This window comes from Citrobacter sp. Cpo065 (genome assembly GCF_030332805.1).
GTDB classification, from domain to species: domain Bacteria; phylum Pseudomonadota; class Gammaproteobacteria; order Enterobacterales; family Enterobacteriaceae; genus Citrobacter; species Citrobacter portucalensis.
Genome location: NZ_JAOWHC010000029.1, coordinates 415,570 through 442,503 on the forward strand (window position 1 = coordinate 415,570; position 26,934 = coordinate 442,503).

Sequence of the window (26,934 nt, forward strand, 5' to 3'; positions counted from 1 at the left end):
AGGCTGCTAATGCCTTGATGAAGATGTTTTCCGCCAGCAGTAAAGTGCCGTCATCTTCATTCAGGTGACGGAATTTGATGACAACACCAACGACATCTACACCGCACGATGCGGTATTTAAAACGTTTTTACATCATCCAGAAACAGCTCGGGACTTCCTCGAAATTCATCTACCCGCAGATCTGCAAACGCTTTGCGATTTAAATACGCTGAAGCTGGAGTCAGAAAGCTTTATTGAAGCGGATTTACGTACCCGCTACTCCGACGTACTCTGGTCTGTGCATACGCACGATGGTGAAGGTTATGTATACGTGGTTATAGAACACCAGAGTTCAGCCGATCCGCATATGGCTTTTCGTCTGCTGCGTTACGCAATAGCGGCGATGCAGCGTCATTTGGATGCCGGGCACAAAGAACTGCCGATTGTGATACCCATGCTGTTTTATCATGGCTGTCGAAGTCCGTATCCGTACTCACTGTGCTGGCTTGATGCGTTTACCGATCCTGTAACGGCACGGCAACTTTATGCCAGCGCATTTCCATTGGTGGATATCACAGTGGTGCCCGATGACGAAATCATGGCTCACAGGCGAATGGCACTGCTGGAACTAATGCAAAAACATATCCGTCAGCGGGATTTGATGGGGCTGGTAGATCAACTGGCCACGCTGTTACTTACAGGGTGCGCTAATGACACGCAACTACAGGCGATGTTTAATTACATCCTGCAATCCGGCGATGAATCTCGCTTTAATGAATTTATACAAGAGATGGCGCAACGGATCCCCCAACATAAGGAGAAGCTGATGACGATTGCCGAGCGGTTACGTTTAGATGGATTACAGGAAGGGTTGCAGCGAGGGTTGCAGCAAGGCAAACGAGAAGCCGCATTACGTATAGCGCAAACTATGTTGGAGCAGGGAATAGATCGCAATATGGTGCTTCTGGTTACAGGTCTTTCTGAAGAGGAGTTGACTGCCAGCTATGCGTAATTCCTGAAAAAAAGCCCGAATCAGATTACATCATCGGGCCCCTACACTCAGGATTCTACCGCCAGTGAACGGTTTCTGAACTTAAGCGACTGGTACAGCCAAATCAGCAGCACCAGCACCACACAGGCCAGCGCGCCCCAGGTAATTTCACTAAAGACATCAATATAGGCATTGATGGAGTAGTTGATAGCGCCCGCAGCATCAAACGAGCCTTGTGAGGTCTGATCGGCGATAACACCTGCCAGGTAATTGGCGATGGCACCGGAAAGCAGCATATAAATGCCGGTTAATACGCCGGTAACACCAGGGATCTCAATACGCGTAATTTGTGACATTGCCACCGGATCGATAAACAGTTCGGCAAAGCCCATGACCGCCAACCCAAGTACCATCAGCGGCATGGAAGAGTGGCCGTAAGCAGCGGACCAGCGAGCGCTCAAGGTTAGAATACAGAACCCAGCGCTCATTAAGCCGAGGCCAAGGGCAAATTTACCCCAGATACGTACGGTACGATTGCCACTCACGCTTTCTTTGACTACCCACGCCAGTACGATACCGCACAGCATAACAGCAAAAGCGTTAACCGACTGGAACATCGCGGTAGGGACGGAATACCCCAGAATATCGCGGTTAACGAAGCGGTCGATATACAGGCTGATCGAACTGCCGCCCTGTTGAGCAAAGGCCCAAAACAACAGGCTGAAGAAGGTCAGCGTGACGATAAGCCCCAGCTCTTTGCGTTGTTTCTGCGTCTGTGCCTGGCGATAAATCTTCGCCAGAACTGCCAGACCAATAACAGTGGCAACAATCAGTGCATAAACGGACCACTCTTTCCAGAACAGCACGGTAATCAGCAGCGGTGTGGTAACTAGCAGAACTAACAGCCAGGCCCAGTTTGGCAGAATAAAGGTTTTAGCACATAGAACGGCCTTGTTGACGCCGGTGGTGTGGGCGAAATGGCGATTACCACATAAGAAAATCACCAGCCCTGCCAGCATGCCGATGGCAGCCAGCGCAAAGCCCATCGCCCAACTGTACTCTTCCTGCACGTATCCGCAGGCAATTGGTGCGATGATCGAACCGATGTTACCGGCGGCGTAGAGCAGAGAGAATCCACCGTCGCGACGCGGGTCTTCAGGTTGATATAACTCGCCCAGCAGGCAACTGATATTTGATTTAAACAGACCGTAACCGCAGACAATTATCGCCAGCGACAAATAGAGGAACGCCGGAGCCATTTCGCTGGCACCCAATACCAGATGTCCTACCGCCATTAAAAATGCGCCGATCATCACCGCCATTCGATTGCCGAGCACTTTATCGGCCAGGTATCCCCCGAGAATAGGGGTGACATAGACCAGCGAGCAGTAGGCGCTGAACAGTTCATATGCGTGATTATCGTCGTACTTAAGCTGGTTAGTGAGATACAGGATCAGCAGCGCACGCATGCCGTAAAAACTGAAGTATTCCCAGATTTGTAGCGCGACAACGTAGTATATCGCCCGTGGTTGAGATGCTTGTTTATTCATTATTTTCTCGAAGTAAATGCCTCGCGACTGGCTGAACGTGCTGCGCGAGTGTGTTTCCTTAAAGTTGTAACTTTGATACAGATCTGATTATTTTTGCAATATGCTGTCTGATTGCATAAATATACATGAATTAGATCGCGTAGTGGTAAGCAAATCACGTTCAAAGCGGGTGTGATTGTTTCTTTATGTGTCAGTGAAATGGCTATCGACGAACGCAGGCGGGGACGCTATTTTAACCTAAGCTGTGTTGCTGATTGAGCAGGCAGAAATGATGACTACGAGGACGATGATGAAAAACACCGAACTGGAACAACTGATCAACGACAAACTAAACAGCGCCGCCATTAGCGATTATGCGCCGAATGGTTTGCAGGTTGAGGGCAAAGAGACGGTGCATAAAATCGTGACCGGTGTGACTGCAAGCCAGGCATTGCTGGACGAGGCGGTACGCCAGCAAGCGGATGCGGTTATTGTTCACCACGGCTATTTCTGGAAAGGCGAATCTCCGGTTATTCGCGGCATGAAGCGCAATCGTCTGAAAACGCTGTTAGAAAATGATATCAACCTGTATGGCTGGCACTTGCCGCTGGATGCACACCCGGAATTGGGGAATAACGCGCAGTTGGCCGCGCTGTTGGGAATCACCGTGATGGGGGAAATTGAACCGCTGGTGCCATGGGGAGAACTCTCCATGCCGGTTCCGGGACTGGAGCTGGCATCGTGGATTGAAGCGCGTTTAGGCCGTAAACCGTTATGGTGCGGTGATACCGGGCCGGAGAAAGTTCAGCGCGTTGCCTGGTGTACCGGGGGCGGTCAAAGTTTTATTGATAGCGCAGCCCGATTTGGTGTCGACGCCTTTATTACCGGTGAAGTCTCTGAGCAAACCATTCACTCAGCCCGCGAGCAGGGGCTGCATTTTTATGCTGCCGGTCACCATGCGACCGAACGCGGCGGCATTCGCGCATTAAGCGAATGGCTGAATGAAAATACCGATCTGGACATAACCTTTATCGATATTCCTAATCCAGCGTAACAAAGAGGGATGAAAGTGCAGCGAGCGCGTTGTTATCTGTTAGGTGAAACGGCGGTGGTTCTTGAACTGGAGCCCCCCATCACGCTGGCGACTCAGAAACGCATCTGGCGTCTGGCTCAGCGTTTAGTTGACGCCCCGAATGTGCTTGAAGCTATTCCGGGAATGAACAATATCACGGTTACCCTGCGCGACCCGCAAACACTGGCGCTGGATGCGATTGAACGCCTGCAACGCTGGTGGGAAGAGAGCGAAGCACTAGAGCCGGATTCACGTTTTATTGAAATACCTGTGACCTATGGTGGTGAGTTTGGCCCCGATCTGGCAGAGGTCGCCCGACACAGTGGATTAAGCGACAAGCAGGTCGTCGAACTTCATGCGTCAGTTGACTATGTGGTGTGGTTTATCGGTTTTCAGCCGGGATTTCCCTATCTCGGGAGCTTACCTGAACAGCTGCATACCCCCAGACGTGCGGAACCGCGTTTGCTTGTTCCGGCAGGTTCTGTCGGTATCGGTGGATCTCAAACGGGGATCTACCCGCTTGCCACACCCGGTGGATGGCAATTGATTGGGCGTACCTCCGTTTCGTTATTTGATCCAAAACGGGAGGAGCCGATTCTGTTACGGGCTGGCGATACTGTGCGTTTTGTCCCGCAGAAGGAGGGGATATGTTAAACATCATCCGCGCTGGCATGTACACCTCAGTACAGGACGGGGGACGCCATAGTTTTCGTCAATCCGGAATTAGTCACTGTGGCGCGCTGGATAAACCGGCGCTGAACGTGGCTAACCTGCTGGTGGGTAATGATGCGAATGCCGCAGCGCTGGAAATCACGCTGGGGCAACTGGTGGTGGAGTTTGAAGCCGATGGCTGGTTTGCGCTGACCGGTGCCGGATGCGAAGCGCATCTGGATCGAACTCCCGTATGGAGCGGATGGCGGTTACCGGTAAAAGCCGGGCAGCGTCTGACGCTAAAACGTCCTCTTCATGGCATGCGCAGTTATCTGGCGGTAGCGGGCGGTATCGATGTTCCCGAAGTGATGGGCTCGCGTAGTACCGATCTGAAAGTGGGCATTGGTGGGTTTGAAGGGCGTCTGCTGCGTGATGGCGATCGACTGGCGATTGGCATATCTACCCGGCAATTCAGCGGGCCACAAGGTGTAAAACAACTGATGTGGGGTAATCTCATTCGCGCACTGCCCGGCCCTGAATATCAGGAGTTTGATGAGGTATCGCAGGCCTCTTTCTGGCGCTCGCCGTGGCAGCTTAGCCCGCAAAGTAACCGTATGGGGTATCGTCTTCAGGGGCAGCCGCTGACGCGCACGACCGATCGCGAGCTGCTGTCGCATGGTTTGCTCCCCGGCGTGGTGCAGGTTCCGCATAATGGCCAGCCAATCGTGCTGATGAACGATGCTCAGACGACGGGTGGCTATCCGCGCATCGCCTGTATTATCGAGGCAGATATGTATCATCTGGCGCAGATCCCGCTCGGTCAGCCGATTCATTTTGTGCAGTGTTCGCTGGAGGAAGCGCTGAAGGCGCGGTACGACCAGCAGCGTTATCTGGAACAGTTAGCATGGCGACTTAACAATGAAAATTGATCTCAATGCAGACCTCGGTGAGGGATGTGCGAACGATGCAGCGTTGCTGCAATTGGTGTCATCGGCCAACATCGCCTGTGGGTTTCACGCCGGCGATGCGCAAACTATGCTCTCAAGCGTGCGTGATGCGTTAAAAAATGGTGTGGCGGTAGGCGCGCACCCCAGCTTTCCGGATCGGGAAAATTTTGGTCGTAGCGCCATGACCCTGCCTGCGCAAACGGTGTATGCACAGACGCTGTATCAAATTGGCGCGCTGGCTGCCATCACGCGGGCAGAAGGTGGCGTGATGCGCCATGTCAAACCGCATGGCATGCTCTATAACCAGGCGGCGAAAGATCCTCAATTGGCCGATGCGATTGCGAAAGCGGTTCATGCCTGCGATCCGTCGCTGGTTCTGGTCGGGCTGGCGGGAAGCGAACTGATTCGCGCTGGAGAACACTATGGCTTGATAACGCGTCAGGAGGTTTTTGCCGATCGGGGTTATCAGGCCGATGGCAGTCTGGTACCTCGCAGCCAGCCGGGCGCACTGATTGAGGATGAAGAGCAGGCGCTGGCGCAAACGTTAGAAATGGTGCAATCCGGTAGAGTAAAAAGCCAAAGTGGAACATGGGCAAGCGTGACCGCCCAGACGGTATGCATTCATGGGGATGGCGAGCACGCACTCGCTTTTGCCCGTCGCTTGCGTAGCGCCTTTAATGCATGCAATATTGAAATTGGTGCATAAGATTTACCATACAAAACAACAATATATTACACAACAACATATACGGGAATGAATTATGGGAGAGGTAATTTCTCTCTGGCCATTGACGGGGATCGCCGTCATCGTGGTCGGATTTCTTTTACGTTTTAATCCGGTATTGGTGGTTATTATTGCCGGGATCGTCACGGGACTGGCGGCGCATATGCCGATCGCCACCATCCTCGAGAAGCTGGGTGAAGGTTTTCTTAACACCCGCAACCTGCCGTTTATCCTGCTGATCCCGTTGGCGGTTATTGGCCTGCTGGAACGTCACGGGCTCAAAGAGCGCGCTCAGGCGTGGATTGCGAAAATCCGCAGTGCCACCAGTGGCCGTCTGCTTATTGTCTATCTGTTCATTCGCGAAGCGACCGCTGCGTTAGGGCTGACCAGTCTGGGCGGGCATCCGCAGATGGTGCGCCCGCTGCTGGCGCCAATGGCGGAAGGGGCCGCCGAGAAAAATCACGGCGAGATACCCGGCGCGGTTCGCTATCGCCTGCGCGCAATGTCAGCGGCGACCGATAACGTCGGGCTGTTTTTCGGTGAAGATATCTTTGTTGCCTTCGGCGCGATCATATTCATGCACAACTTTATGCTGGAGTCTGGTGGGATCCAGACCGAACCGCTGCATATCGCCTTGTGGGGGATCCCGACGGCAATTTGTGCTTTCCTGATCCACGGCACGCGTTTGTGGCGTCTGGATAGCTATTTGCAACGTGAAGTGGCGAAAGCGAATGCCGCAGCGAAAGGGGAAGCGAAATGAATTTTCAACAAAGCTATCTCTACTGGCTGGCAGGTGCGGTATTACTGATTGTGGCGCTGATGTCCTGGCAGGACAAAGCAAACCCGCGCCGTTTCACCACAGGCCTGTTTTGGGGCATATATGGCGTACTGTTTCTGCTTGGTGACTGGACATACTCGCTGTTTGGCGATAAACGCGCAGTGCATATTGCCGTCGGCGTTGCGGTGGTTGTGCTGGCCCTGATCGCGGGTTTTGGCGGTGTGAAGCTGGGAAGCTACCATCAACGCACGCAGCAACAACGCGAAGAAAGCGCCAGCCGCCTGGGCAACCGCCTGTTTTTCCCGGCATTAGCGATCCCGGTGGTAACGGTCATTGGCGTACTGATGTTCAACCATATTCCGGGCTTACAGGATGCGCTGTTCGGGCCGGGTAATCACGCCACGCTGGTAACACTCTTTTCAATGACAGCGGGCTCGTTGATTGGTCTGGCGATGGCGATAAAAATGACCCATGAGCGGGTGCATCAACCGATTCAGGAGGCACGCCGTCTGCTGGACTCCATTGGCTGGGCGTTCATTCTGCCGCAGATTCTGGCTACGCTTGGGCTGCTGTTTACAGCGGCGGGTGTCGGTAGCGGCATTTCATACCTGACGCAGGAATATCTGGCGGTGGATAGTCGCTTTATCGCGGTGGCGGTGTACACCATCGGCATGGCATTGCTGACCATGGTTATGGGTAATGCGTTTGCTGCTTTCCCGATCGTGACCGCTGGGATTGGTATTCCAATCCTCGTACTGCAACACGGCGGCAACCCAGCGGTAATGGCGGCGATTGGTATGTTCTCCGGCTATTGTGGGACGCTGATGACGCCGATGGCGGCGAACTTTAATATTGTTCCTGCAGCGTTGCTGGAACTACCGGACAAAAATGCGGTGATTAAAGCGCAGGTGCCAACCGGCATACTGCTGCTGCTGGTCAACGTGTTCCTGATGTATTTCCTGATGTTCCTGTAAGGAGGAAGGATGAAAACAGTACTCATCACGGGATTTGAACCCTTTGGCGGCGAGTCAGTTAACCCTTCCTGGGAAGTGGTCTCGAGCCTCGACAATGCTATTATCGGCGGATGCCGCGTAATAGCCCGCCAACTACCGTGTGTCTTTGGCGAGTCTCTCGCTGTACTCAACGCCGCGATTGACGCGTTGTCGCCATCACTGGTGCTGGCGGTGGGGCAGGCGGGTGGTCGCACGGATATCACCGTGGAACGCGTGGCAATTAACGTTGACGATGCGCGTATTGCGGATAACCAGGGGCAACAGCCGGTCGATGTGCCGATTGTGGTCGATGGCCCGGCGGCATGGTTTAGTTCGTTGCCGATTAAAGCGATGATTGTCGCCATGCGCAACGCGGGAATTCCTGCCTCGGTTTCCCAGACTGCGGGTACTTTCGTGTGTAACCACGTGATGTATGGCCTGCTGCATAAACTACGCGACGTACCGGCGGTGAAGGGCGGCTTTATTCATATCCCTTATTTGCCGCAACAGGCTGCACAGCATCCCGGGGCGCCAAGTATGGCGACAGAAACGGTGCGCCGTGCGCTGGAGATTGCGATTGCCACCGCTTTGCAGGTGGAAAGCGATATCGCAGTGACGGGCGGCGCAACACATTAACAAAGGACAGTATTATGCCTGAAGGCCCGGAGATCCGCCGCGCGGCGGATAACCTGGAGGCGGCAGTCAAAGGCAAACCCCTGACGGATGTCTGGTTTGCCTTTGAGCAGTTAAAACCGTATCAATCTCAACTGATTGGGCAACGTGTTACCCAGCTTGAAACGCGAGGGAAAGCATTACTGACCCATTTTTCTAATGGCCTGACGCTGTACAGTCACAATCAGCTCTATGGCGTGTGGCGAGTGGTTGATACAGGCAAAATTCCGCAAACTTCGCGGGTACTGCGCGTCAGGCTGCAGACACACGACAAAACTATCCTGCTCTATAGTGCGTCTGATATCGAAATGCTGACGCCAGAACAGCTCACCACCCACCCGTTCCTGCAACGGGTAGGGCCGGATGTACTGGATTTACGTTTAACGCCCGATGAGGTTAAAGCGCGTCTGTTATCTCCGCGATTTCGCAATCGCCAGTTTTCTGGTCTGCTACTGGACCAGGCGTTTCTGGCGGGGTTAGGTAACTACCTGCGGGTAGAGATCCTTTGGCAGGTTGGGTTGACCGGGCAGCATAAAGCGTCGCAGCTTAGTGATGAGCAACTGGATCAACTGGCACATGCGCTGCTTGATATTCCGCGGTTGTCTTATACTACCCGCGGCCTGGTCGATGAGAATAAACATCACGGTGCGTTGTTTCGCTTCAAGGTCTTTCATCGGGACGGCGAAACCTGTGAGCGTTGTGGTGGAATAATCGAGAAAACGATGCTCTCTTCGCGCCCCTTTTACTGGTGCCCGGGTTGTCAGCACTAAGCGGGTTGTTTTGGTGCGTGCACCGAAATAAACCGCGCGACTGCGGGGCCAGTTAACAAAATGCTGAACAGTCGCAGGGTTTGCATCGCCATGATGAGCGCCATATCAGCGTGGCTTCCTGCGGCGATCACCGCAACAGAATCCACTCCTCCAGGACTGGTTGCCAGATAGGCAGTGAGAAAGTCGATCTGCATGTAATGCGCCAGTCCCCAGGCCATGGCTGCGCAGATCGCCATCAGTGAAAAAATGGACAACAGGATCTGTGGCAGTGGTCGTAATGCCATCAAAAAGATCTGCTTGTCAAAGCCAAGACCGATTTGCCAGCCAATTGACATGTAGGCTATAGCCAGTAGCCATTCCGGCAGTTCAATCACCATCACTCCGCTTGCATTCAGCATGGCACCCACCAGCATTGGCAATAGCATAACGCCAGAGGGAATACGCAGTAGGCGTCCAGCCGTGCCGGCAACGGCGGCCAGCATCAGAGTGCTGAAAAGATTGCCGCTTAGCGGCGGAAACCAGATGATTTGTTCACTGATTGTTTGGGCCTGGTCGCCCATCACCAGCCGAGTGACCAGCGCTGCCGCGCCGACCACCAACAGTACGCGCAGATACTGCATAAACGCCACCAGCCGGATGTCGGCGCCATAATCCTGGGCCATTGCGACCATTGCCGCTGCACCGCCTGGTGACGAGCCCCACGCACCGGTATTCCCCGGTAGATTACTATAGCGAACCAGCAGCCAGCCGATTATCGCGCTGCTGATAAGGGTTGCCAGCAGGATAACAATCACCATCGGCCAGTGGGCTGCAAGGGTTGTAAAGATTGAACCAGTCAGATTTTGGGCAATCATACAGCCGAGAATCGCCTGTGCGCCAAGAAATGTGCAGCGAGGAGGGTGCAGCGAGATGCCGCGCATACTGAAGATGATGCCGACGATCATCGAACCGAGCAGCAAGGGGCCTGGAAGATGGATAAACAGAAAGAGCAGGGAAAGAAGGAGCGATAGCACAAACAACAGGCTCCACTGCAAAACAGGCATCCCATGCTCCTGAGTAAAATGTGAGAAATCTCAGTAAATCATAGAGAAAGCACGATAAGAATAAAATAATGTGGATCAAATAAAAACAGGCCGGACACAGGCATCACTGCTTTATCCGGCCTGGGAGCGTTTATAACTTTAAGCCGGACAAGCGCTAGCGCCATCCGGCAGACAATTAACGCTTAATATCAGACTTAAAATCGCGCTTGTCGTAACCGGTGTACAGCTGACGCGGACGCGCGATTTTCATGCCGTCGGTGTGCATTTCGTTCCAGTGTGCAATCCAGCCAACGGTACGTGCCATGGCGAAGATCACGGTGAACATGGAGGACGGAATACCCATCGCTTTCAGGATGATGCCGGAGTAGAAGTCTACGTTCGGGTAGAGTTTCTTCTCAATGAAGTACGGGTCGTTGAGCGCAATGTGCTCAAGTTCCATCGCCACTTCCAGCAGATCATCTTTGGTACCCAGTTCTTTCAGCACTTCGTGGCAGGTTTCACGCATGACGGTAGCGCGCGGGTCATAGTTTTTATAAACACGGTGACCAAAGCCCATCAGGCGGAAGGAATCATTCTTGTCTTTCGCGCGGCGAACAAATTCCGGAATGTGTTTAACAGAGCTGATTTCTTCCAGCATTTTCAGCGCAGCTTCGTTTGCGCCGCCGTGTGCCGGTCCCCACAGGGAAGCGATACCAGCCGCGATGCAGGCAAACGGGTTAGCGCCAGAAGAGCCCGCGGTACGTACGGTAGAGGTTGAGGCGTTCTGTTCGTGGTCAGCGTGCAGGATTAAGATACGGTCCATTGCGCGTTCCAGAATCGGATTCACTTCGTATTTTTCGCACGGCGTAGAGAACATCATGTTCAGGAAGTTACCGGCGTAGGAGAGATCGTTACGTGGGTACACGAACGGCTGCCCGATGGAATATTTGTAGCACATCGCTGCCATGGTTGGCATTTTGGACAGCAGGCGGAAGGCGGCGATTTCACGGTGACGTGCGTTGTTTACATCCAGCGAGTCATGATAGAACGCTGCCAGCGCTCCGGTAACACCGCACATAACGGCCATCGGGTGAGAGTCGCGGCGGAAACCGTGGAACAGACGGGTGATCTGCTCGTGGATCATGGTATGGCGAGTGACTGTGGTTTTGAACTCGTCGTATTCTTCCTGCGTCGGTTTTTCGCCGTACAGCAGGATATAACACACTTCCAGATAGTTGGACTCTGTCGCCAGTTGGTCAATCGGGAAGCCGCGATGCAGCAAAATACCTTCGTCACCGTCGATGAAAGTAATTTTGGATTCGCAGGATGCGGTAGAGGTGAAACCTGGGTCAAAAGTAAACATCCCTTTTGAGCCGAGGCTACGAATATCAATAACATCTTGACCGAGCGTACCTTTCAGCACATCCAGTTCAATAGCAGCGTCACCATTTAGAGTGAGTTTTGCTTTAGTATCAGCCATTTACGGTCTCCTTAGCGCCTTATTGCTTAAGACTGCCGGAACTTAAATTTGCCTTCGTGCATCAATAAACCGTTACCAGTTTGTTATTTGGCTCGCCGCTCTGCGAAAGAGGGGATGACCTGGGTACAGAGCTATGGGCGCTTGCAGGTAAAACGGTCTTTTCATGGCGAATAAACTGCAAATCAAGAACTTAGCAATCCGAATTATTTAACCTGTCTATCACTAATAACTGTCCTGAAGGTATTGGTCAATACTTCCACACTGTTACATAACTAAATCTCCGGTGAAAGAGTGACCCCATAACTTTTACGCATTATATGCTTTTTCTGGTGTCGTTTGTAACAACTTTGTTTAATGATTGTCAAATCAGATGATTAAAAATTAAAATAATGTTGTTATCGTGACCTATGTCACTGTTCGGGATAAAACCCGACAAACTATATGTAGGTTAATTGTAATGATTTTGTGAACGTCCTATACTGCCGCCAGGTCTCCGGAATACCCTGCAATCCCGAGCCAACCAGCGTTGTAACGTGTCGTTTTAGCATCTGGAAGCAGTGTTTTATATGACGCGTAGTTATAGTAAGGACGCTGTCTGACCCGCACGCAGACCGGAGGAAGGAAATCCCGTCGTCTTTCAGGCTACAGGTGTCTTCATCTTCTGTACCCGAAGTCTAAAGGGAATAATAAGAACAGCATGTGGGCGTTATTCATGATAAGAAATGTGAAAAAACAAAGACCTGTCAATCTGGATCTGCAAACGATCCGGTTCCCAATCACGGCGATAGCGTCCATTCTCCATCGCGTATCCGGAGTGATCACCTTTGTGGCGGTCGGGATTCTGTTGTGGTTATTGGGTACCAGCCTTTCCTCCCCTGAAGGTTTCCTCACCGCGTCATCCATTATGAATAACTTCTTTGTGGAGTTAATTCTGTGGGGGATCCTGATTGCGCTGGCATATCACGCCGTAATGGGCATTCGCCATCTGTTGATGGATTTTGGCTATATCGAAGAAACCCTCGAAGCAGGGACACGCTCCGCCAAAATTTGTTTCGTTATCATTGTCGTGCTTTCACTTCTCGCAGGAGTCCTCGTATGGTAAGCAACGCCTCCGCATTAGGACGCAACGGCGTACATGACTTCATTCTGGTCCGTGCTACCGCTATCGTTCTGACGTTATACATCATCTATATGGTCGGTTTCTTCGCCACCAGCGGCGAGCTGACGTATGAAGTCTGGACCGGTTTCTTCTCATCGGCATTCACCAAAGTCTTCACCCTGCTGGCACTTTTCTCCATCTTGATTCATGCCTGGATCGGCATGTGGCAGGTGTTGACCGACTACGTTAAACCTCTGGCTGTGCGCCTGATTCTGCAACTGGCTATCGTTGTTGCGCTGGTGGTTTACGTCATTTATGGATTTGTTGTGGTGTGGGGTGTGTAATGAAACTGCCAGTCAGAGAATTTGATGCTGTTGTGATTGGTGCCGGCGGCGCAGGTATGCGCGCGGCGCTGCAAATTTCCCAGAGCGGTCAGACCTGTGCGCTGCTCTCCAAAGTGTTCCCAACCCGTTCCCATACCGTATCCGCGCAGGGTGGCATCACCGTTGCGCTCGGTAATACCCATGAAGATAACTGGGAATGGCACATGTACGACACCGTTAAAGGGTCGGACTACATTGGTGACCAGGACGCTATTGAATATATGTGTAAAACCGGTCCGGAAGCGATTCTGGAGCTGGACCACATGGGGCTGCCGTTCTCTCGCCTCGACAATGGCACAATTTATCAACGTCCGTTTGGCGGACAGTCGAAGAACTTCGGCGGCGAGCAGGCGGCACGTACTGCGGCAGCGGCCGACCGTACCGGTCATGCACTATTGCACACGCTGTATCAGCAGAACCTGAAAAACCATACCACCATCTTCTCCGAGTGGTATGCGCTGGACCTGGTGAAAAACGCCGATGGCGCCGTTGTCGGTTGTACCGCGCTGTGTATCGAAACCGGTGAAGTGGTTTACTTCAAAGCCCGTGCGACCGTGCTGGCGACCGGTGGTGCTGGCCGTATTTATCAGTCCACCACTAATGCCCACATCAATACCGGTGACGGTGTTGGTATGGCTATCCGCGCTGGCGTGCCGGTGCAGGATATGGAGATGTGGCAGTTCCACCCAACCGGTATCGCCGGTGCAGGCGTTCTGGTAACAGAAGGCTGCCGTGGTGAAGGTGGCTACCTGCTGAACAAACACGGCGAGCGCTTCATGGAGCGTTATGCCCCGAATGCGAAAGACCTGGCGGGTCGTGACGTGGTGGCGCGTTCCATCATGATCGAAATCCGCGAAGGTCGCGGCTGCGACGGCCCGTGGGGTCCGCACGCCAAACTGAAACTCGACCACCTGGGTAAAGAAGTGCTGGAATCCCGTCTGCCGGGCATTCTCGAACTGTCTCGTACCTTTGCTCACGTTGACCCGGTCAAAGAGCCGATTCCGGTTATCCCAACCTGCCACTATATGATGGGCGGTATTCCGACCAAAGTAACCGGTCAGGCACTGACCGTGAATGAGCAGGGCGAAGATGTGGTGATCCCAGGGCTGTTTGCCGTCGGCGAAATCGCCTGCGTGTCGGTTCACGGCGCCAACCGTCTGGGCGGCAACTCGCTGCTGGACCTGGTAGTATTTGGTCGTGCGGTTGGTCTGCATCTGCAGGAGTCCATCGCTGAGCAGGGTGACCTGCTGGATGCGACCGAAGATGAAATCGACGCTTCTCTGGCGCGTCTGAACCGCTGGAACGGTAACCGTAACGGTGAAGACCCGGTGGCGATTCGCAAAGCGCTGCAAGAATGTATGCAGCACAACTTCTCGGTATTCCGCGAAGGCGATGCGATGGCGAAAGGTCTGGAAGAGCTGAAAGCGATCCGCGAACGCCTGAAAAATGCCCGTCTGGACGATACCTCCAGCGAGTTCAACACCCAGCGCGTTGAGTGTCTGGAGTTGGATAACCTGATGGAGACCGCGTACGCCACTGCAGTATCTGCAAACTTCCGTACCGAAAGCCGTGGTGCGCATAGCCGCTTCGACTTCCCGGAACGTGATGATGAAAACTGGCTGTGCCATTCCCTGTACCTGCCAGAGTCGGAATCCATGACGCGACGTCAAGTCAATATGGAACCGAAGCTGCGCCCGGCATTCCCGCCGAAGATTCGTACTTATTAATGCGGAGACAGGACAATGAAACTCGAGTTTTCAGTTTATCGCTATAACCCGGATGTTGACGACGCTCCGCGCATGCAGGATTACACCCTGGAGGCGGAAGAAGGGCGCGACATGATGCTGCTGGATGCCTTGATGCAGCTGAAAGAAAAAGATCCGTCGCTGTCGTTTCGTCGCTCCTGCCGTGAAGGGGTTTGTGGCTCCGACGGTCTGAACATGAACGGCAAAAATGGACTGGCCTGTATCACTCCTATTTCTGCGCTGAATCAGCCGGGCAAAAAAATTGTCATTCGCCCGCTACCGGGTTTACCGGTTGTGCGCGATTTGGTGGTAGACATGGGGCAATTCTACGCACAGTATGAGAAGATTAAGCCTTACTTGTTGAATAATGGGAAAAATCCGCCAGCTCGTGAGCATTTACAAATGCCAGAGCAGCGTGAGAAGCTCGATGGGCTGTATGAATGTATTTTGTGTGCATGCTGCTCAACGTCCTGCCCATCATTCTGGTGGAACCCGGACAAGTTTATTGGCCCGGCAGGCCTGCTGGCAGCGTATCGCTTCTTAATTGATAGCCGCGATACCGAGACCGACAGCCGCCTGGAAGGTTTAAGTGACGCTTTCAGCGTATTCCGCTGCCATAGCATCATGAACTGCGTCAGCGTATGTCCGAAAGGACTAAACCCGACGCGCGCCATTGGCCATATTAAGTCGATGCTGCTCAAACGTAGTGCGTAAGTAGCTGTAGTGGTTGCCGGATGGCGACGTAGCGTCTTATCCGGCCTACGGGTTACGTACCTTGTAGGCCTGATTAGCGAAGCGCCATCAGGCAATTTAAGTGCAGGAAACCTCTAAAAACTGCCACATTATTAGACAGTTTTTAAAGGTTCCTTAGCGGACGCAGATGACACGACAGTCCGCAACAAGTGAACCCCGGCACGCACATCGGTGTGCGTGGTAGTATCCACGGCGAAGTAAGCATACAAATGCTTAAGGGATCACGATGCAGAACAGCGCTTTGAAAGCCTGGTTGGACTCTTCTTACCTCTCTGGCTCGAACCAGAGCTGGATAGAACAGCTCTATGAAGACTTCTTAACCGACCCTGACTCGGTAGATGCTAACTGGCGTTCGACGTTCCAGCAGTTACCTGGTACCGGAGTCAAACCGGATCAACTTCACTCAAAAACACGTGATTATTTCCGTCGACAGGCGTTGATTACCCCACGTTACTCTTCTTCTATTTCCGACCCTGATGCCAATGTGAAGCAGGTTAAAGTCCTGCAGCTCATTAACGCCTATCGTTTCCGCGGTCATCAGCATGCGAATCTTGATCCGCTGGGACTGTGGCAGCAAGAAAATGTGGCCGATCTGGACCCGTCTTTCCACGATCTGACCGATGCGGATTTCCAGGAAAGCTTTAACGTAGGTTCTTTTGCCGGCGGCAAAGACACGATGAAGCTGAGCGACCTGGTTGTTGCGCTGAAACAAACCTACTGCGGCCCAATTGGCGCCGAGTATATGCACATCACCAGCACCGAAGAAAAACGTTGGCTTCAGCAGCGTATCGAGTCTGGCCGTGCCGCATTCAGTAGCGAAGAGAAGAAACGCTTCCTCAGTGAACTGACCGCAGCAGAAGGTCTGGAACGCTACCTGGGCGCTAAGTTCCCGGGCGCGAAACGCTTCTCGCTGGAAGGCGGCGATGCGTTAATCCCTATGCTCAAAGAGATGATCCGCCACGCCGGTAACAGCGGTACCCGTGAAGTGGTACTGGGCATGGCGCACCGTGGTCGTCTGAACGTTCTGGTTAACGTACTGGGCAAACGCCCGCAGGAACTGTTCGACGAATTTGCGGGCAAACATAAAGAACATCTCGGCACCGGTGACGTGAAGTACCACATGGGCTTCTCATCAGATATCGAAACCGAAGGCGGCCTGGTGCACCTGGCGCTGGCGTTTAACCCGTCGCACCTGGAAATCGTTAGCCCGGTGGTTATCGGTTCTGTACGTGCACGTCTGGATCGTCTGGACGAGCCGAGCAGCAATAAAGTCCTGCCAATCACCATTCACGGTGATGCGGCAGTTACCGGGCAGGGCGTGGTTCAGGAAACCCTGAACATGTCGAAAGCGCGTGGTTACGAAGTGGGCGGTACCGTTCGCATCGTTATCAACAACCAGGTGGGCTTCACTACGTCTAACCCGCTGGATGCGCGTTCTACACCGTACTGTACCGACATCGGTAAGATGGTTCAGGCGCCGATTTTCCACGTGAACGCGGATGACCCGGAAGCGGTCGCTTTCGTGACCCGCCTGGCGCTGGATTTCCGTAATACCTTTAAACGCGATGTCTTCATCGATCTGGTGTGCTACCGCCGTCACGGCCACAACGAAGCCGACGAGCCGAGCGCAACCCAGCCGCTGATGTATCAGAAAATCAAAAAGCACCCGACCCCGCGCAAAATCTACGCTGATAAGCTGGAAGCGGACAAGGTCGCCACGCTGGAAGATGCGACCGAGATGGTCAATCTGTACCGTGACGCGCTGGATGCTGGCGAATGCGTAGTGAAAGAGTGGCGTCCAATGAACATGCACTCCTTCACCTGGTCGCCGTACCTCAACCACGAGTGGGATGAAAACTACCCGAACAAAGTTGAGATGAAGCGTCTGCAGGAGCTGGCAAAACGCATCAGCACTGTACCTGAAGCGGTTGAAATGCAGTCGCGTGTTGCCAAGATTTACGGCGACCGTCAGGCCATGGCCGCAGGCGAGAAGCTGTTTGACTGGGGTGGTGCAGAGAATCTGGCTTACGCCACGCTGGTTGACGAAGGCATTCCGGTCCGTCTGTCGGGTGAAGACTCCGGTCGCGGAACCTTCTTCCACCGTCACGCGGTGATTCATAACCAGGCGAACGGTTCAACCTACACGCCGCTGCAGCATGTGCATAACGGACAGGGCACCTTCCGCGTATGGGACTCCGTGCTGTCTGAAGAAGCCGTGCTGGCGTTCGAGTACGGTTATGCCACAGCAGAACCGCGCACGCTAACCATCTGGGAAGCACAGTTCGGCGACTTCGCTAACGGTGCACAGGTCGTTATCGACCAGTTCATCTCTTCCGGCGAGCAGAAATGGGGCCGTATGTGCGGTCTGGTTATGCTGCTGCCGCACGGCTATGAAGGTCAGGGTCCGGAACACTCCTCCGCGCGTCTGGAACGTTATCTGCAACTTTGCGCTGAGCAAAACATGCAGGTTTGCGTCCCGTCTACCCCGGCGCAGGTTTATCACATGCTGCGTCGTCAGGCGCTGCGCGGTATGCGTCGTCCGCTGGTGGTGATGTCACCGAAGTCGCTGCTGCGTCATCCGCTGGCGGTGTCTACGCTGGACGAACTGGCAAATGGTACTTTCCTGCCAGCCATTGGCGAAGTAGATGAACTTGATCCTAAAGGCGTGAAGCGCGTCGTGATGTGTTCTGGTAAGGTTTATTACGACCTGCTGGAGCAACGCCGCAAGAACGACCAAAAAGATGTCGCCATTGTGCGCATCGAACAGCTCTATCCGTTCCCGCATAAAGCGGTGCAGGAAGCGCTGAAACCATTTGCTCACGTACATGATTTTGTCTGGTGCCAGGAAGAGCCGCTCAACCAGGGCGCATGGTACTGCAGCCAGCATCATTTCCGTGAAGTAATTCCATTTGGGTCAGCTCTGCGTTATGCAGGTCGCCCGGCCTCTGCCTCTCCGGCAGTAGGGTATATGTCCGTTCACCAGAAGCAGCAACAAGATCTGGTAAATGACGCGCTGAACGTCGATTAAATAAAGGATAAATAATGAGTAGCGTAGATATTCTTGTTCCCGACCTGCCTGAATCCGTAGCGGATGCAACGGTTGCAACCTGGCACAAAAAACCGGGCGATGCAGTACGTCGTGATGAAGTACTGGTAGAAATCGAAACTGACAAAGTGGTACTGGAAGTACCGGCATCAGCGGACGGTATTCTTGATGCGGTTCTGGAAGATGAAGGGACAACCGTCACTTCTCGCCAGATCCTCGGTCGCCTGCGTGAAGGCAACAGCACCGGTAAAGAAACCAGTGCTAAGTCTGAAGAGAAAGATTCTACTCCGGCACAGCGCCAGCAGGCGTCTCTTGCTGAGCAGAACAACGATGCCCTGAGCCCGGCGATCCGTCGCCTGCTGGGTGAGCATAACCTCGAAGCCAGCGCTATCAACGGCACCGGTGTCGGCGGTCGTATCACCCGTGAAGATGTTGAAAAACATCTGGCGAAAGCTCCGGCTGCGAAAGCCGAAGCAAAAGCGCCGGCTGCAGCACCTGCACCGCAGGCTCAACTGGGCGCGCGTGGCGAAAAACGTGTTCCGATGACCCGTCTGCGCAAACGCGTAGCCGAGCGTCTGCTGGAAGCGAAAAATTCCACCGCCATGCTGACCACGTTCAACGAAGTCAACATGAAGCCAATCATGGACCTGCGTAAGCAATACGGTGATGCGTTCGAGAAACGCCACGGTATCCGTCTGGGCTTTATGTCTTTCTACGTGAAAGCGGTTGTTGAAGCGCTGAAACGCTATCCGGAAGTGAACGCGTCCATCGACGGCGATGACGTGGTTTACCACAACTACTTTGATGTCAGCATGGCGGTCTCCACGCCGCGTGGCCTGGTCACGCCGGTCCTGCGTGATGTGGATCTGCTGGGTATGGCTGACATTGAGAAGAATATTAAAGAACTGGCAGTTAAAGGTCGCGACGGCAAGTTGACGGTCGAAGATCTGACGGGTGGTAACTTCACCATCACTAACGGTGGTGTGTTCGGTTCCCTGATGTCTACGCCGATCATCAACCCACCGCAGAGCGCCATCCTGGGTATGCATGCCATCAAAGATCGTCCGATGGCGGTAGACGGCAAGGTTGAAATCCTGCCGATGATGTATCTGGCGCTGTCTTATGACCACCGTCTGATCGATGGTCGTGAGTCAGTAGGCTTCCTGGTAACCATTAAAGAGTTGCTGGAAGATCCAACGCGTCTGCTGCTGGACGTGTAGTTAATAAGAGTATCACCTGCCCCGTAGGTCTGGACGCTTATCAGACCTACGGGTAAAAGATAACGATTACCTGAAGGATGGACAGAACACATGAACTTACATGAATATCAGGCAAAACAACTTTTTGCCCGCTATGGCTTACCGGCACCGGTGGGTTATGCCTGTACTACTCCGCGTGAAGCCGAAGAAGCTGCATCTAAAATCGGCGCTGGCCCGTGGGTAGTGAAATGTCAGGTTCACGCTGGTGGCCGTGGTAAAGCGGGCGGTGTGAAGGTGGTAAACAGCAAAGAAGACATTCGCGCTTTTGCTGAACACTGGCTGGGTAAACGTCTGGTCACTTACCAGACAGATGCTCATGGCCAACCGGTAAATCAGATTCTGGTTGAAGCCGCGACCGACATTGGTAAAGAACTTTACCTCGGCGCAGTTGTTGACCGTAGCTCCCGTCGCGTGGTCTTCATGGCCTCTACCGAAGGCGGCGTGGAAATCGAAAAAGTAGCGGAAGAAACCCCGCACCTGATCCACAAAGTGGCGCTCGATCCGCTGGCAGGCCCGATGCCTTACCAGGGTCGTGAGCTGGCGTTCAAACTGGGTCTGGAAGGTAAACAGGTTCAGCAGTTCACCAAGATCTTCATGGGTCTGGCGACTATCTTCCTGGAGCGCGATCTGGCGCTGATCGAAATCAACCCACTGGTTGTGACCAAGCAGGGGGACCTGATCTGCCTCGACGGCAAACTGGGCGCTGACGGCAACGCACTGTTCCGCCAGGCTGACCTGCGCGAAATGCGCGACCAGTCTCAGGAAGATCCGCGTGAAGCGCAGGCTGCACAGTGGGAACTGAACTACGTCGCACTGGACGGTAACATCGGTTGTATGGTTAACGGTGCGGGCCTGGCAATGGGCACCATGGACATCGTTAAGCTGCACGGCGGCGAACCGGCTAACTTCCTCGACGTTGGCGGCGGTGCGACTAAAGAGCGTGTAACCGAAGCGTTCAAAATTATCCTCTCCGATGACAATGTTAAAGCCGTACTGGTTAACATCTTCGGCGGTATCGTACGTTGCGATCTGATCGCTGACGGTATCATCGGCGCGGTAGCAGAAGTAGGTGTAAACGTTCCGGTCGTGGTACGTCTGGAAGGTAACAACGCTGAACTCGGCGCGAAAAAACTGGCTGATAGCGGCCTGAATATTATTGCAGCGAAAAGTCTGACGGATGCAGCTCAGCAGGTTGTTGCCGCAGTGGAGGGGAAATAATGTCAGTTTTAATTAATAAAGATACCAAGGTTATCTGCCAGGGCTTCACCGGTAGCCAGGGGACATTCCACTCCGAACAAGCGATCGCTTACGGTACGCAAATGGTCGGTGGCGTTACGCCGGGCAAAGGCGGCACCACGCATCTGGGTCTGCCAGTGTTCAACACCGTACGTGAAGCGGTAGAAGCGACCGGCGCAACTGCCACCGTTATCTACGTTCCGGCGCCGTTCTGCAAAGATTCCATTCTGGAAGCAATCGATGCAGGCATCAAGCTTATCATCACCATCACCGAAGGTATCCCAACGCTGGATATGCTGACCGTGAAAGTGAAGCTGGATGAAGCTGGCGTACGCATGATCGGCCCGAACTGCCCAGGCGTTATCACTCCGGGTGAATGTAAAATCGGTATCATGCCGGGCCACATTCACAAGCCGGGTAAAGTGGGTATCGTTTCCCGTTCAGGTACCTTGACCTATGAAGCGGTTAAGCAGACCACCGACTACGGTTTCGGCCAGTCTACCTGTGTGGGCATCGGCGGCGACCCGATCCCAGGCTCTAACTTCATCGACATCCTGAAGCTGTTCCAGGAAGATCCGCAGACTGAAGCGATCGTCATGATCGGTGAGATCGGCGGTAGCGCGGAAGAAGAAGCAGCTGCTTATATTAAAGATCATGTGACCAAGCCGGTTGTGGGTTACATCGCTGGTGTGACTGCGCCGAAAGGTAAGCGTATGGGTCACGCGGGTGCGATCATCGCGGGTGGTAAAGGTACAGCGGATGAGAAATTCGCTGCGCTGGAAGCCGCAGGCGTGAAAACTGTTCGTAGCCTGGCCGATATCGGCGAAGCGCTGAAAACCGTTATTAAGTAAGAAATAAAAAAACAGCCCTGACTCTCTGCATAGTCAAGGGCTGGTCCCGTTTCGACATGGTTGGCCATCTGATGATGGCCTTTTTTTTGCCGGGAATTTAGCGTTCAGCCAGCGTTTTCAACCAGCGAATTCCGCTTTCCGGTGAGGTCATTACCGGCACCGGCGGGGAAGGGAGCTGTTGTAAAACGCGCGCCATCGAAGCCTGCGCCAGCATCACGACATCCGCCTGGGTAAAGGCGCTCTGTAACCCTTCACTGACGATACGGTCATGGGTATCCATATCTCCCGCCAGCAGCGCGTGGAATGCATCCTCCATTAATACAGGCGTAATGGTTCGTGATTTACCGCTTTGCTGAACTTTACGCTGGACGTAATCCAGCGTTGGCTTCAGCGTGGTTGCCACGGTTGCTAACACGGCGATCCGTTCGCCTTTTTCAATCGCCTCTTCCACCATCGCGCAGTCAATGCGCGCGAGCTGGAGTGGAGTCATAAACTGGCATTGCTCCACCGCAGTACCAATTGAAGAGCAGGCGGTAATAAAGATATCGCAGTCCGCCTTTTCAGCAATATGCACATAGTCGGCGATGCGGGCGGCAATATTTGGCGATACGCCTCCGGCTTTCATCACCTGTTTAATCATAGATTCTTCAACCAGGTGCATCACTTCGACCTCCGGCATGATGTCGGCGATCAGCTGTTGCATCATCGCAAGGGTGGCTGCACTGGTATGCAGCATGGCGACCTTTTTCATTGGGCAATCTCCTTAAGTAATATTTCTGCGACGGACAGCGCCGCATCATGATCTTCCTGCGCGGATAAACCGCCCACCGCGACGGCTCCAAGGCATTTCCCCTGGTGCAGAATCGGGATCCCGCCCGGCAGTGCCGTAAAACGCGGATCGGCAAAATAGCTAATATCCAGCTGCTCTTTTTGCAGACGCTGTAAAAATGCCTGCGTGGTGCAGCCCAGGCGGCTGCTGGTGCGCGCTTTACGCTGGGTTAACTCGATGGTTAACAGTTTGGCGTTATCCATCCGCGCAAAGCTGAGCAGTTCTCCATTGGCATCGCATACGGCCACGCTTAACGGGCGATTTGCATAACGTGTTTCGGCGAGTTCGAGCGCATAGGTTACGGCGCGCAGGGCGTGTCCCAGAGTGAGAGTTGTCATCGTGATTATCCTTTCGACAGATTTTCGCAAGCAGGTTGAACGGGATCTTTGGCTGCTGCTACCTGCGCCTGTCTGGCGTCTTTTTTGCGCCAGTAGTTAGCGAGCAGCGAGCCGCTAACGTTACCCAGCGGTGTCATCACCGCTGATGCGAGTCCAACCGTTGCCAGTTTGCCCATCGCGGCGGCAAGCCCTGACGCCATACCGCCGTTTTGCAGGCCGACTTCAAAGGCCACGGTACGGGCAGACTGCACGTCCATGCGGAAGATCCAACGGCTCATCAGATAACCAATCAGGAAGCCGCCGAGGTTATGCATCAACATGGCGAAGCAGAGCAGGAAACCGACCTGCACCAGGTTGTCGCGCCCGGCGGCGGCGGCGGTGGTGGTAAAGAAAATGATCCCCATCATTGAGATGGTTGGCATGACCTTCTTCACGCCCGCCACGTGGCCATACAGCCAGTTGTAGAACAATGCCCAAACGAGGCCGCCTGCTACGAAGTTGAGGACCACCGCGTACATCTGCGCTTCGGCGCTGGCATGACCAAACAGCGCGTCCCAGCCGCCGGCAATCATATACAGCAGCCAAATTGCGCCGATCCCGGCCAGCATCTGGACAACACGGCGTCCGCGCACGCCTGCATAGGTTTTCAGATAGTCATGCAGAATTGCTGCGCCGATGGGAATTAATACGATTTTCACCACGTCCATCACCATCGCGGTGAGCTGGATATCGATCATCGAACCCGCCAGCAGATTAACCCACAACGGTGTCATTACCGTTGCCGCCAGCGTTGAGACTGCGGCGATTGATACCGCCAGCGCGAGGTTGGCGTTGGCGATGTAAACCATCACCGTTGACGAGAGACCGCTGGGGCAAGCGCCAATCAACAAAATGCCCACCGCCACTTCAGGCGGAAAATCAAAGATCAGGGTAATGCTCAGGCCGAGCAGGGGCATGATCACGAAATGGCAGAAGGTACCGATAAAAACTGCCCACGGCATTTTGGCGACATCAATAAAATCCTGGATCGTTAGCTTGGTGCCCATGCTGAACATGGTGGCCTGAATCACAAGGAACACGATCCATTTATGGGTGATATTGAAACCGCCCCAGACGATCAGATCCGTAGACCAGGTCATGGCGGCAACAAAACCGGCGATGATCCACAACGTAAACTGATAGCTGCGTAAACCAGGCCAGTAGCCTGCACCGGCGGCGAATCCGACGGTGAACATCACCAGCCCCGGCTGCCACAGCGCCGTGGACTGGATGAGCGCGCCGATAATCGCCAGCGCCACGCCCGCAACGCTGACGCCGAGTCCGGTTTTGTGAATAACAGTGGTCATAGTCATGTTGAAATGTCCTTGCTGTTGTTATTGCTGCCGGGGTGGAATAGATAACATGCGCCGCGCAATTTCCGGCGTAGCAACTTTTTTATCCATACTGCGAATGAGCGTAGCGAGTTTGGCTACCTGCTGATAATTATGCTGAGCTTTTTCTTCGGCGCTTAAATAATAACTATCTTCATAGCCGATTCGCACTTCACTGGCACCCATAGCGACCGCGGCAGCGATAATATCGAAATTCCTTCTGCCAAAATGAGTAATTCCCCATAAGGCGTCGCGTGGGATCATGCTACGCAGAGCAATTAATGCATCAACGGTTGCAGGCGTACTGCCGCGGTGACCGAGAACAATATTAAAGAGCATAGGTTTTTGAAATTTTATTTTATCTTCAAGGTTCAGGATGTTATTTATCATGCCGATTTCAAAAACTTCAAACTCTGGAATAATATTGCGTTCAGTTATTTGCCGTGAACAATATTCCACGTCCGGACCGGGATTAAAATACACCGCATCACCGAGGTTAACGGAACCGACGTTCAGCGAGGCCATCTCCACGCCGGGGCAGGCCAGTGGCGCGCAGCGCTCGGCGATGGACATCGAAGAGACGCCGCCGGTAGAAGCCTGAATAATCAGGTTTGAATGGCGCATAACGCGGTCAATTGTTGCCTGAAAGTCTGTAGTATCTGGCGTCAGGCGTCCCTGTTTATCGCGAACGTGTAAATGGACGATGGACGCGCCATGTTCTACGCTGGCGAGTATTTCCTGCGCCAGTTCTTCGGGTATAACTCTGGGGCAATCCGCGGCAACGGGTGCCAGCGAAATAATAACAGTATCCGACATTTTTTCCTCCGGTACAGAGATATTAAAATTATAGGTAAGGCGTTATCCAGCGTAATGATTCCGGCCCTGATGTTGATGGTTGATATTCACAGCCAATCCAGCCCTGGTAATTCATTTTTCTTATAAAATTAAACAGCCATGCTTCATTTAACTCCCCGGTTCCTGGTTCATGGCGATAAGGAACAGAAGCGATTTGAAAATGTTTAATAAGGGTAAAATAGCGTTCGATATTTTTCGCCACGTTGCCATGAGTTTTCTGACAGTGGTAAATATCAAACTGTAAGCCGATATTCTTCTTACCAACCTCGTGAATGATAGATTCAGCCAGCGGGAAACTGTCAATAAAATAATCGGGCATATCCTGCGAATTTAATGGTTCAATCAGTACATCGATTTCCGCGTCTGCCATCACATCGCAGGCGATGCGCAGTCGATTCGTCAGGAGGTCGCGCTGGGCGTGCAGCGTCAGGTCATTGCAGCGCAAGCCGGACATAACGTGAACCCGGCGACAGCCCAGCGCCGTGGCGTAATCTCGCGCCACGTTCAGGCTGTGATGAAATTCCTGGTCTCGACCGGGCAATGCAGCGAGTCCCCGTTCACCCTGTGCCCAGTTGCCAGCCGGGGCGTTCATCAGCACCACCGGCAGAGATGTTTCCCGCTGAGCGGCCCGCAAATGCTCCAGCGGGTGCTGCCAGAGAAACAGCCCTTCTACGCCGCGAAAACCGGCTGCTTTTGCCGCCTGAAATCGACCCTCTATCGGTAAATCAGTAAATAACCAGTCGAGGTTAGCCGCTAACTTCAGCATGGCGTGCACCCTCCCGGCCATCAACCAGATGCAGCTTAACGCCCTGGCTGGCAATAGTCTGCTGCGCATTTTCCGGTAACCGGTTATCAGAAATAATGTCGGTTAACTGCTCCAGCCCACAGATGTGGAACATGCCGTATTTGCCAAACTTACTGCTGTCGCAGACCAGCACCCGACGCCGGGAGACGGTGAGTACCGCTTCTTTGACCGAGGCTTTCCCTTCACTCGGTGTCGACATGCCGCGCTCGGTATCCCACGACGATGAGCTGAGAAACGCCACATCAATATTAATGGTGCGCAGAAAACTGGCGGCGCTTTTGCCAAGACATGAGCGGTTACGCTGATCCACCAGACCGCCGGTGTGATAGAGCGTAATGTGTGGCATATCCATCAGATAGTGGCTGATGGAAAAATCGTTGGTGACGACCGTCAGATTGAAACAGTGGCTGGCGGCCACCGCTTTCGCCACTTCAAACAACGACGTTCCGGCATCCAGATACAGCGTTTGTCCGGGCTCAATGAGCATTGCGGCGAGCTGGCCCATCTTACGCTTCACGTCATGATTCAACTCGGCTTTTTCCCGCCACGGCAGTTCGGATTTCAGCAGGTTATTGAGCTTTACGCCGCCGTTAATGGCAATAACTTTGCCTTCTTCTTCCAGCAACTGAATGTCGCGACGCACGGTCATATGCGACACGCTCATCAGATCTGCCAGTTCATTAAATGAGGCGGCATTCTTTTCGTGCACATAGCGGTAGATAAAATCACGTCGTTGCTCGGGGATCATTATGTCACC

Annotated in this window: 26 protein-coding genes and 1 pseudogene; 17 read left to right on the top strand and 10 right to left on the bottom strand. The window is 53.5% G+C overall.

Features of this window, described 5'->3' with window-relative positions; all coding sequences use genetic code 11:
* Nucleotides 1–77 precede the first annotated feature (77 nt).
* Nucleotides 78–992, top strand: coding sequence for an Rpn family recombination-promoting nuclease/putative transposase (locus OGY68_RS07955; protein ID WP_057067722.1), 915 nt, complete (start codon nt 78–80; stop codon nt 990–992).
* Nucleotides 993–1,039: 47 nt separating this feature from the next.
* On the opposite strand, the gene dtpD is transcribed toward OGY68_RS07955, so the two are convergent.
* Nucleotides 1,040–2,521 carry a dipeptide permease DtpD gene (gene dtpD, locus OGY68_RS07960; protein WP_008784127.1) on the bottom strand — a complete coding sequence of 494 codons (1,482 nt, stop codon included), beginning with the start codon at nt 2,519–2,521 and terminating at the stop codon, nt 1,040–1,042.
* A 289-nt stretch (nt 2,522–2,810) separates the two neighbouring features.
* Between dtpD and ybgI the strand changes: the two genes are divergently transcribed.
* From ybgI to nei, 8 genes are read left to right on the top strand one after another with little or no spacing between them, the layout of a single operon-like run.
* Complete coding sequence (ybgI, locus tag OGY68_RS07965; RefSeq protein ID WP_057067734.1) at nt 2,811–3,554, top strand: radiation resistance protein YbgI; 744 nt, start codon at nt 2,811–2,813, stop codon at nt 3,552–3,554.
* 15 nt (nt 3,555–3,569) lie between these two features.
* The gene (gene pxpB, locus OGY68_RS07970; protein WP_003831391.1) at nt 3,570–4,226 is read left to right on the top strand and encodes a 5-oxoprolinase subunit PxpB; all 657 of its coding nucleotides are present in this window, start codon (nt 3,570–3,572) and stop codon (nt 4,224–4,226) included.
* A complete protein-coding gene (gene pxpC / locus OGY68_RS07975; RefSeq protein ID WP_057067723.1) occupies nt 4,220–5,152 on the top strand; it encodes a 5-oxoprolinase subunit PxpC in 933 nt (310 codons plus the stop codon). Before pxpB ends, pxpC begins: the two co-directional genes overlap by 7 nt.
* Nucleotides 5,142–5,876 (top strand): 5-oxoprolinase subunit PxpA, encoded by a 735-nt coding sequence (gene pxpA, locus OGY68_RS07980; protein WP_057067724.1) that lies wholly within the window; start codon nt 5,142–5,144, stop codon nt 5,874–5,876. The genes pxpC and pxpA overlap by 11 nt, the downstream gene beginning before the upstream one ends.
* A 55-nt stretch (nt 5,877–5,931) precedes the next feature.
* A complete protein-coding gene (locus OGY68_RS07985) occupies nt 5,932–6,654 on the top strand; it encodes a DUF969 domain-containing protein (RefSeq protein ID WP_003831395.1) in 723 nt (240 codons plus the stop codon).
* Complete coding sequence (locus tag OGY68_RS07990; protein WP_032942722.1) at nt 6,651–7,646, top strand: DUF979 domain-containing protein; 996 nt, start codon at nt 6,651–6,653, stop codon at nt 7,644–7,646. The genes OGY68_RS07985 and OGY68_RS07990 overlap by 4 nt, the downstream gene beginning before the upstream one ends.
* Before the next feature lie 9 nt (nt 7,647–7,655).
* Entirely contained in the window at nt 7,656–8,300 is a 645-nt protein-coding gene (gene pcp / locus OGY68_RS07995; RefSeq protein WP_057067725.1) for a pyroglutamyl-peptidase I, read from the top strand.
* Nucleotides 8,301–8,314: 14 nt separating this feature from the next.
* On the top strand, nt 8,315–9,106 hold the full coding sequence (gene nei / locus OGY68_RS08000) for an endonuclease VIII (protein ID WP_057067726.1): 792 nt from the start codon (nt 8,315–8,317) through the stop codon (nt 9,104–9,106).
* Here nei and OGY68_RS08005 read toward each other — a convergent pair.
* From OGY68_RS08005 to OGY68_RS08015, 3 genes and pseudogenes are all read right to left on the bottom strand, one after another.
* Entirely contained in the window at nt 9,103–10,149 is a 1,047-nt protein-coding gene (locus OGY68_RS08005; RefSeq protein WP_057067727.1) for an AbrB family transcriptional regulator, read from the bottom strand. The genes nei and OGY68_RS08005 overlap by 4 nt on opposite strands.
* Before the next feature lie 175 nt (nt 10,150–10,324).
* Entirely contained in the window at nt 10,325–11,608 is a 1,284-nt protein-coding gene (locus OGY68_RS08010; RefSeq protein WP_008784136.1) for a citrate synthase, read from the bottom strand.
* A 203-nt stretch (nt 11,609–11,811) separates the two neighbouring features.
* A pseudogene (locus OGY68_RS08015) lies at nt 11,812–11,922 on the bottom strand (hypothetical protein).
* A 383-nt stretch (nt 11,923–12,305) separates the two neighbouring features.
* On the opposite strand from OGY68_RS08015, the gene sdhC reads away from it, so the two are divergent.
* From sdhC to sucD, 8 genes are all read left to right on the top strand, one after another.
* Nucleotides 12,306–12,710 carry a succinate dehydrogenase cytochrome b556 subunit gene (gene sdhC, locus OGY68_RS08020; RefSeq protein WP_003831406.1) on the top strand — a complete coding sequence of 135 codons (405 nt, stop codon included), beginning with the start codon at nt 12,306–12,308 and terminating at the stop codon, nt 12,708–12,710.
* Entirely contained in the window at nt 12,704–13,051 is a 348-nt protein-coding gene (sdhD, locus tag OGY68_RS08025; protein WP_003831408.1) for a succinate dehydrogenase membrane anchor subunit, read from the top strand. The genes sdhC and sdhD overlap by 7 nt, the downstream gene beginning before the upstream one ends.
* Nucleotides 13,051–14,817 (top strand): succinate dehydrogenase flavoprotein subunit, encoded by a 1,767-nt coding sequence (gene sdhA / locus OGY68_RS08030; protein WP_003831409.1) that lies wholly within the window; start codon nt 13,051–13,053, stop codon nt 14,815–14,817. The genes sdhD and sdhA overlap by 1 nt, the downstream gene beginning before the upstream one ends.
* A 15-nt stretch (nt 14,818–14,832) precedes the next feature.
* Complete coding sequence (sdhB, locus tag OGY68_RS08035; RefSeq protein ID WP_003022921.1) at nt 14,833–15,549, top strand: succinate dehydrogenase iron-sulfur subunit SdhB; 717 nt, start codon at nt 14,833–14,835, stop codon at nt 15,547–15,549.
* A 265-nt stretch (nt 15,550–15,814) separates the two neighbouring features.
* Nucleotides 15,815–18,616: a 2-oxoglutarate dehydrogenase E1 component gene (sucA, locus tag OGY68_RS08040; protein ID WP_003831411.1), complete on the top strand. Its 2,802-nt coding sequence runs from the start codon at nt 15,815–15,817 to the stop codon at nt 18,614–18,616.
* A gap of 14 nt (nt 18,617–18,630) precedes the next feature.
* Nucleotides 18,631–19,854 carry a 2-oxoglutarate dehydrogenase complex dihydrolipoyllysine-residue succinyltransferase gene (gene odhB / locus OGY68_RS08045; protein WP_003022925.1) on the top strand — a complete coding sequence of 408 codons (1,224 nt, stop codon included), beginning with the start codon at nt 18,631–18,633 and terminating at the stop codon, nt 19,852–19,854.
* A 90-nt stretch (nt 19,855–19,944) separates the two neighbouring features.
* Nucleotides 19,945–21,111 carry an ADP-forming succinate--CoA ligase subunit beta gene (sucC, locus tag OGY68_RS08050; protein WP_003022927.1) on the top strand — a complete coding sequence of 389 codons (1,167 nt, stop codon included), beginning with the start codon at nt 19,945–19,947 and terminating at the stop codon, nt 21,109–21,111.
* Nucleotides 21,111–21,980 (top strand): succinate--CoA ligase subunit alpha, encoded by an 870-nt coding sequence (gene sucD / locus OGY68_RS08055; RefSeq protein WP_003022929.1) that lies wholly within the window; start codon nt 21,111–21,113, stop codon nt 21,978–21,980. Before sucC ends, sucD begins: the two co-directional genes overlap by 1 nt.
* Nucleotides 21,981–22,077: 97 nt before the next feature.
* Here sucD and OGY68_RS08060 read toward each other — a convergent pair whose 3' ends face one another.
* The 6 genes from OGY68_RS08060 to OGY68_RS08085 are packed head-to-tail and all read right to left on the bottom strand — an operon-like array spanning nt 22,078 to nt 26,925.
* Nucleotides 22,078–22,731 carry an aspartate/glutamate racemase family protein gene (locus OGY68_RS08060; protein ID WP_008784140.1) on the bottom strand — a complete coding sequence of 218 codons (654 nt, stop codon included), beginning with the start codon at nt 22,729–22,731 and terminating at the stop codon, nt 22,078–22,080.
* On the bottom strand, nt 22,728–23,147 hold the full coding sequence (locus tag OGY68_RS08065) for a GlcG/HbpS family heme-binding protein (protein ID WP_008784141.1): 420 nt from the start codon (nt 23,145–23,147) through the stop codon (nt 22,728–22,730). Before OGY68_RS08065 ends, OGY68_RS08060 begins: the two co-directional genes overlap by 4 nt.
* 5 nt (nt 23,148–23,152) lie before the next feature.
* Nucleotides 23,153–24,499 carry a bile acid:sodium symporter family protein gene (locus tag OGY68_RS08070; protein ID WP_057067729.1) on the bottom strand — a complete coding sequence of 449 codons (1,347 nt, stop codon included), beginning with the start codon at nt 24,497–24,499 and terminating at the stop codon, nt 23,153–23,155.
* A gap of 21 nt (nt 24,500–24,520) precedes the next feature.
* Nucleotides 24,521–25,333 (bottom strand): beta-keto acid cleavage family enzyme, encoded by an 813-nt coding sequence (locus OGY68_RS08075; protein ID WP_008784143.1) that lies wholly within the window; start codon nt 25,331–25,333, stop codon nt 24,521–24,523.
* A gap of 28 nt (nt 25,334–25,361) precedes the next feature.
* Complete coding sequence (locus tag OGY68_RS08080; RefSeq protein WP_057067730.1) at nt 25,362–26,138, bottom strand: hydroxypyruvate isomerase family protein; 777 nt, start codon at nt 26,136–26,138, stop codon at nt 25,362–25,364.
* The gene (locus OGY68_RS08085; protein ID WP_032942729.1) at nt 26,119–26,925 is read right to left on the bottom strand and encodes a DeoR/GlpR family DNA-binding transcription regulator; all 807 of its coding nucleotides are present in this window, start codon (nt 26,923–26,925) and stop codon (nt 26,119–26,121) included. Before OGY68_RS08085 ends, OGY68_RS08080 begins: the two co-directional genes overlap by 20 nt.
* Nucleotides 26,926–26,934 lie beyond the last annotated feature (9 nt).

What these genes read in the sequence shown, in the direction of transcription:
- OGY68_RS08005 (WP_057067727.1), bottom strand. Translation starts at nt 10,149, where the DNA reads ATGCCTGTTTTGCAGTGGAGCCTGTTGTTTGTGCTATCGCTCCTTCTT.
- OGY68_RS08070 (WP_057067729.1), bottom strand. Translation starts at nt 24,499, where the DNA reads ATGACTATGACCACTGTTATTCACAAAACCGGACTCGGCGTCAGCGTT.
- pxpA (WP_057067724.1), top strand. Translation starts at nt 5,142, where the DNA reads ATGAAAATTGATCTCAATGCAGACCTCGGTGAGGGATGTGCGAACGAT.
- nei (WP_057067726.1), top strand. Translation starts at nt 8,315, where the DNA reads ATGCCTGAAGGCCCGGAGATCCGCCGCGCGGCGGATAACCTGGAGGCG.
- OGY68_RS08060 (WP_008784140.1), bottom strand. Translation starts at nt 22,731, where the DNA reads ATGAAAAAGGTCGCCATGCTGCATACCAGTGCAGCCACCCTTGCGATG.
- sdhA (WP_003831409.1), top strand. Translation starts at nt 13,051, where the DNA reads ATGAAACTGCCAGTCAGAGAATTTGATGCTGTTGTGATTGGTGCCGGC.
- OGY68_RS07985 (WP_003831395.1), top strand. Translation starts at nt 5,932, where the DNA reads ATGGGAGAGGTAATTTCTCTCTGGCCATTGACGGGGATCGCCGTCATC.
- sdhB (WP_003022921.1), top strand. Translation starts at nt 14,833, where the DNA reads ATGAAACTCGAGTTTTCAGTTTATCGCTATAACCCGGATGTTGACGAC.
- OGY68_RS08080 (WP_057067730.1), bottom strand. Translation starts at nt 26,138, where the DNA reads ATGCTGAAGTTAGCGGCTAACCTCGACTGGTTATTTACTGATTTACCG.
- OGY68_RS07990 (WP_032942722.1), top strand. Translation starts at nt 6,651, where the DNA reads ATGAATTTTCAACAAAGCTATCTCTACTGGCTGGCAGGTGCGGTATTA.
- pcp (WP_057067725.1), top strand. Translation starts at nt 7,656, where the DNA reads ATGAAAACAGTACTCATCACGGGATTTGAACCCTTTGGCGGCGAGTCA.
- OGY68_RS08085 (WP_032942729.1), bottom strand. Translation starts at nt 26,925, where the DNA reads ATGATCCCCGAGCAACGACGTGATTTTATCTACCGCTATGTGCACGAA.
- sdhD (WP_003831408.1), top strand. Translation starts at nt 12,704, where the DNA reads ATGGTAAGCAACGCCTCCGCATTAGGACGCAACGGCGTACATGACTTC.
- OGY68_RS08075 (WP_008784143.1), bottom strand. Translation starts at nt 25,333, where the DNA reads ATGTCGGATACTGTTATTATTTCGCTGGCACCCGTTGCCGCGGATTGC.
- pxpC (WP_057067723.1), top strand. Translation starts at nt 4,220, where the DNA reads ATGTTAAACATCATCCGCGCTGGCATGTACACCTCAGTACAGGACGGG.
- OGY68_RS08065 (WP_008784141.1), bottom strand. Translation starts at nt 23,147, where the DNA reads ATGACAACTCTCACTCTGGGACACGCCCTGCGCGCCGTAACCTATGCG.
- OGY68_RS07955 (WP_057067722.1), top strand. Translation starts at nt 78, where the DNA reads ATGACAACACCAACGACATCTACACCGCACGATGCGGTATTTAAAACG.
- sdhC (WP_003831406.1), top strand. Translation starts at nt 12,306, where the DNA reads ATGTGGGCGTTATTCATGATAAGAAATGTGAAAAAACAAAGACCTGTC.
- sucC (WP_003022927.1), top strand. Translation starts at nt 19,945, where the DNA reads ATGAACTTACATGAATATCAGGCAAAACAACTTTTTGCCCGCTATGGC.
- OGY68_RS08010 (WP_008784136.1), bottom strand. Translation starts at nt 11,608, where the DNA reads ATGGCTGATACTAAAGCAAAACTCACTCTAAATGGTGACGCTGCTATT.
- sucD (WP_003022929.1), top strand. Translation starts at nt 21,111, where the DNA reads ATGTCAGTTTTAATTAATAAAGATACCAAGGTTATCTGCCAGGGCTTC.
- dtpD (WP_008784127.1), bottom strand. Translation starts at nt 2,521, where the DNA reads ATGAATAAACAAGCATCTCAACCACGGGCGATATACTACGTTGTCGCG.
- ybgI (WP_057067734.1), top strand. Translation starts at nt 2,811, where the DNA reads ATGAAAAACACCGAACTGGAACAACTGATCAACGACAAACTAAACAGC.
- odhB (WP_003022925.1), top strand. Translation starts at nt 18,631, where the DNA reads ATGAGTAGCGTAGATATTCTTGTTCCCGACCTGCCTGAATCCGTAGCG.
- sucA (WP_003831411.1), top strand. Translation starts at nt 15,815, where the DNA reads ATGCAGAACAGCGCTTTGAAAGCCTGGTTGGACTCTTCTTACCTCTCT.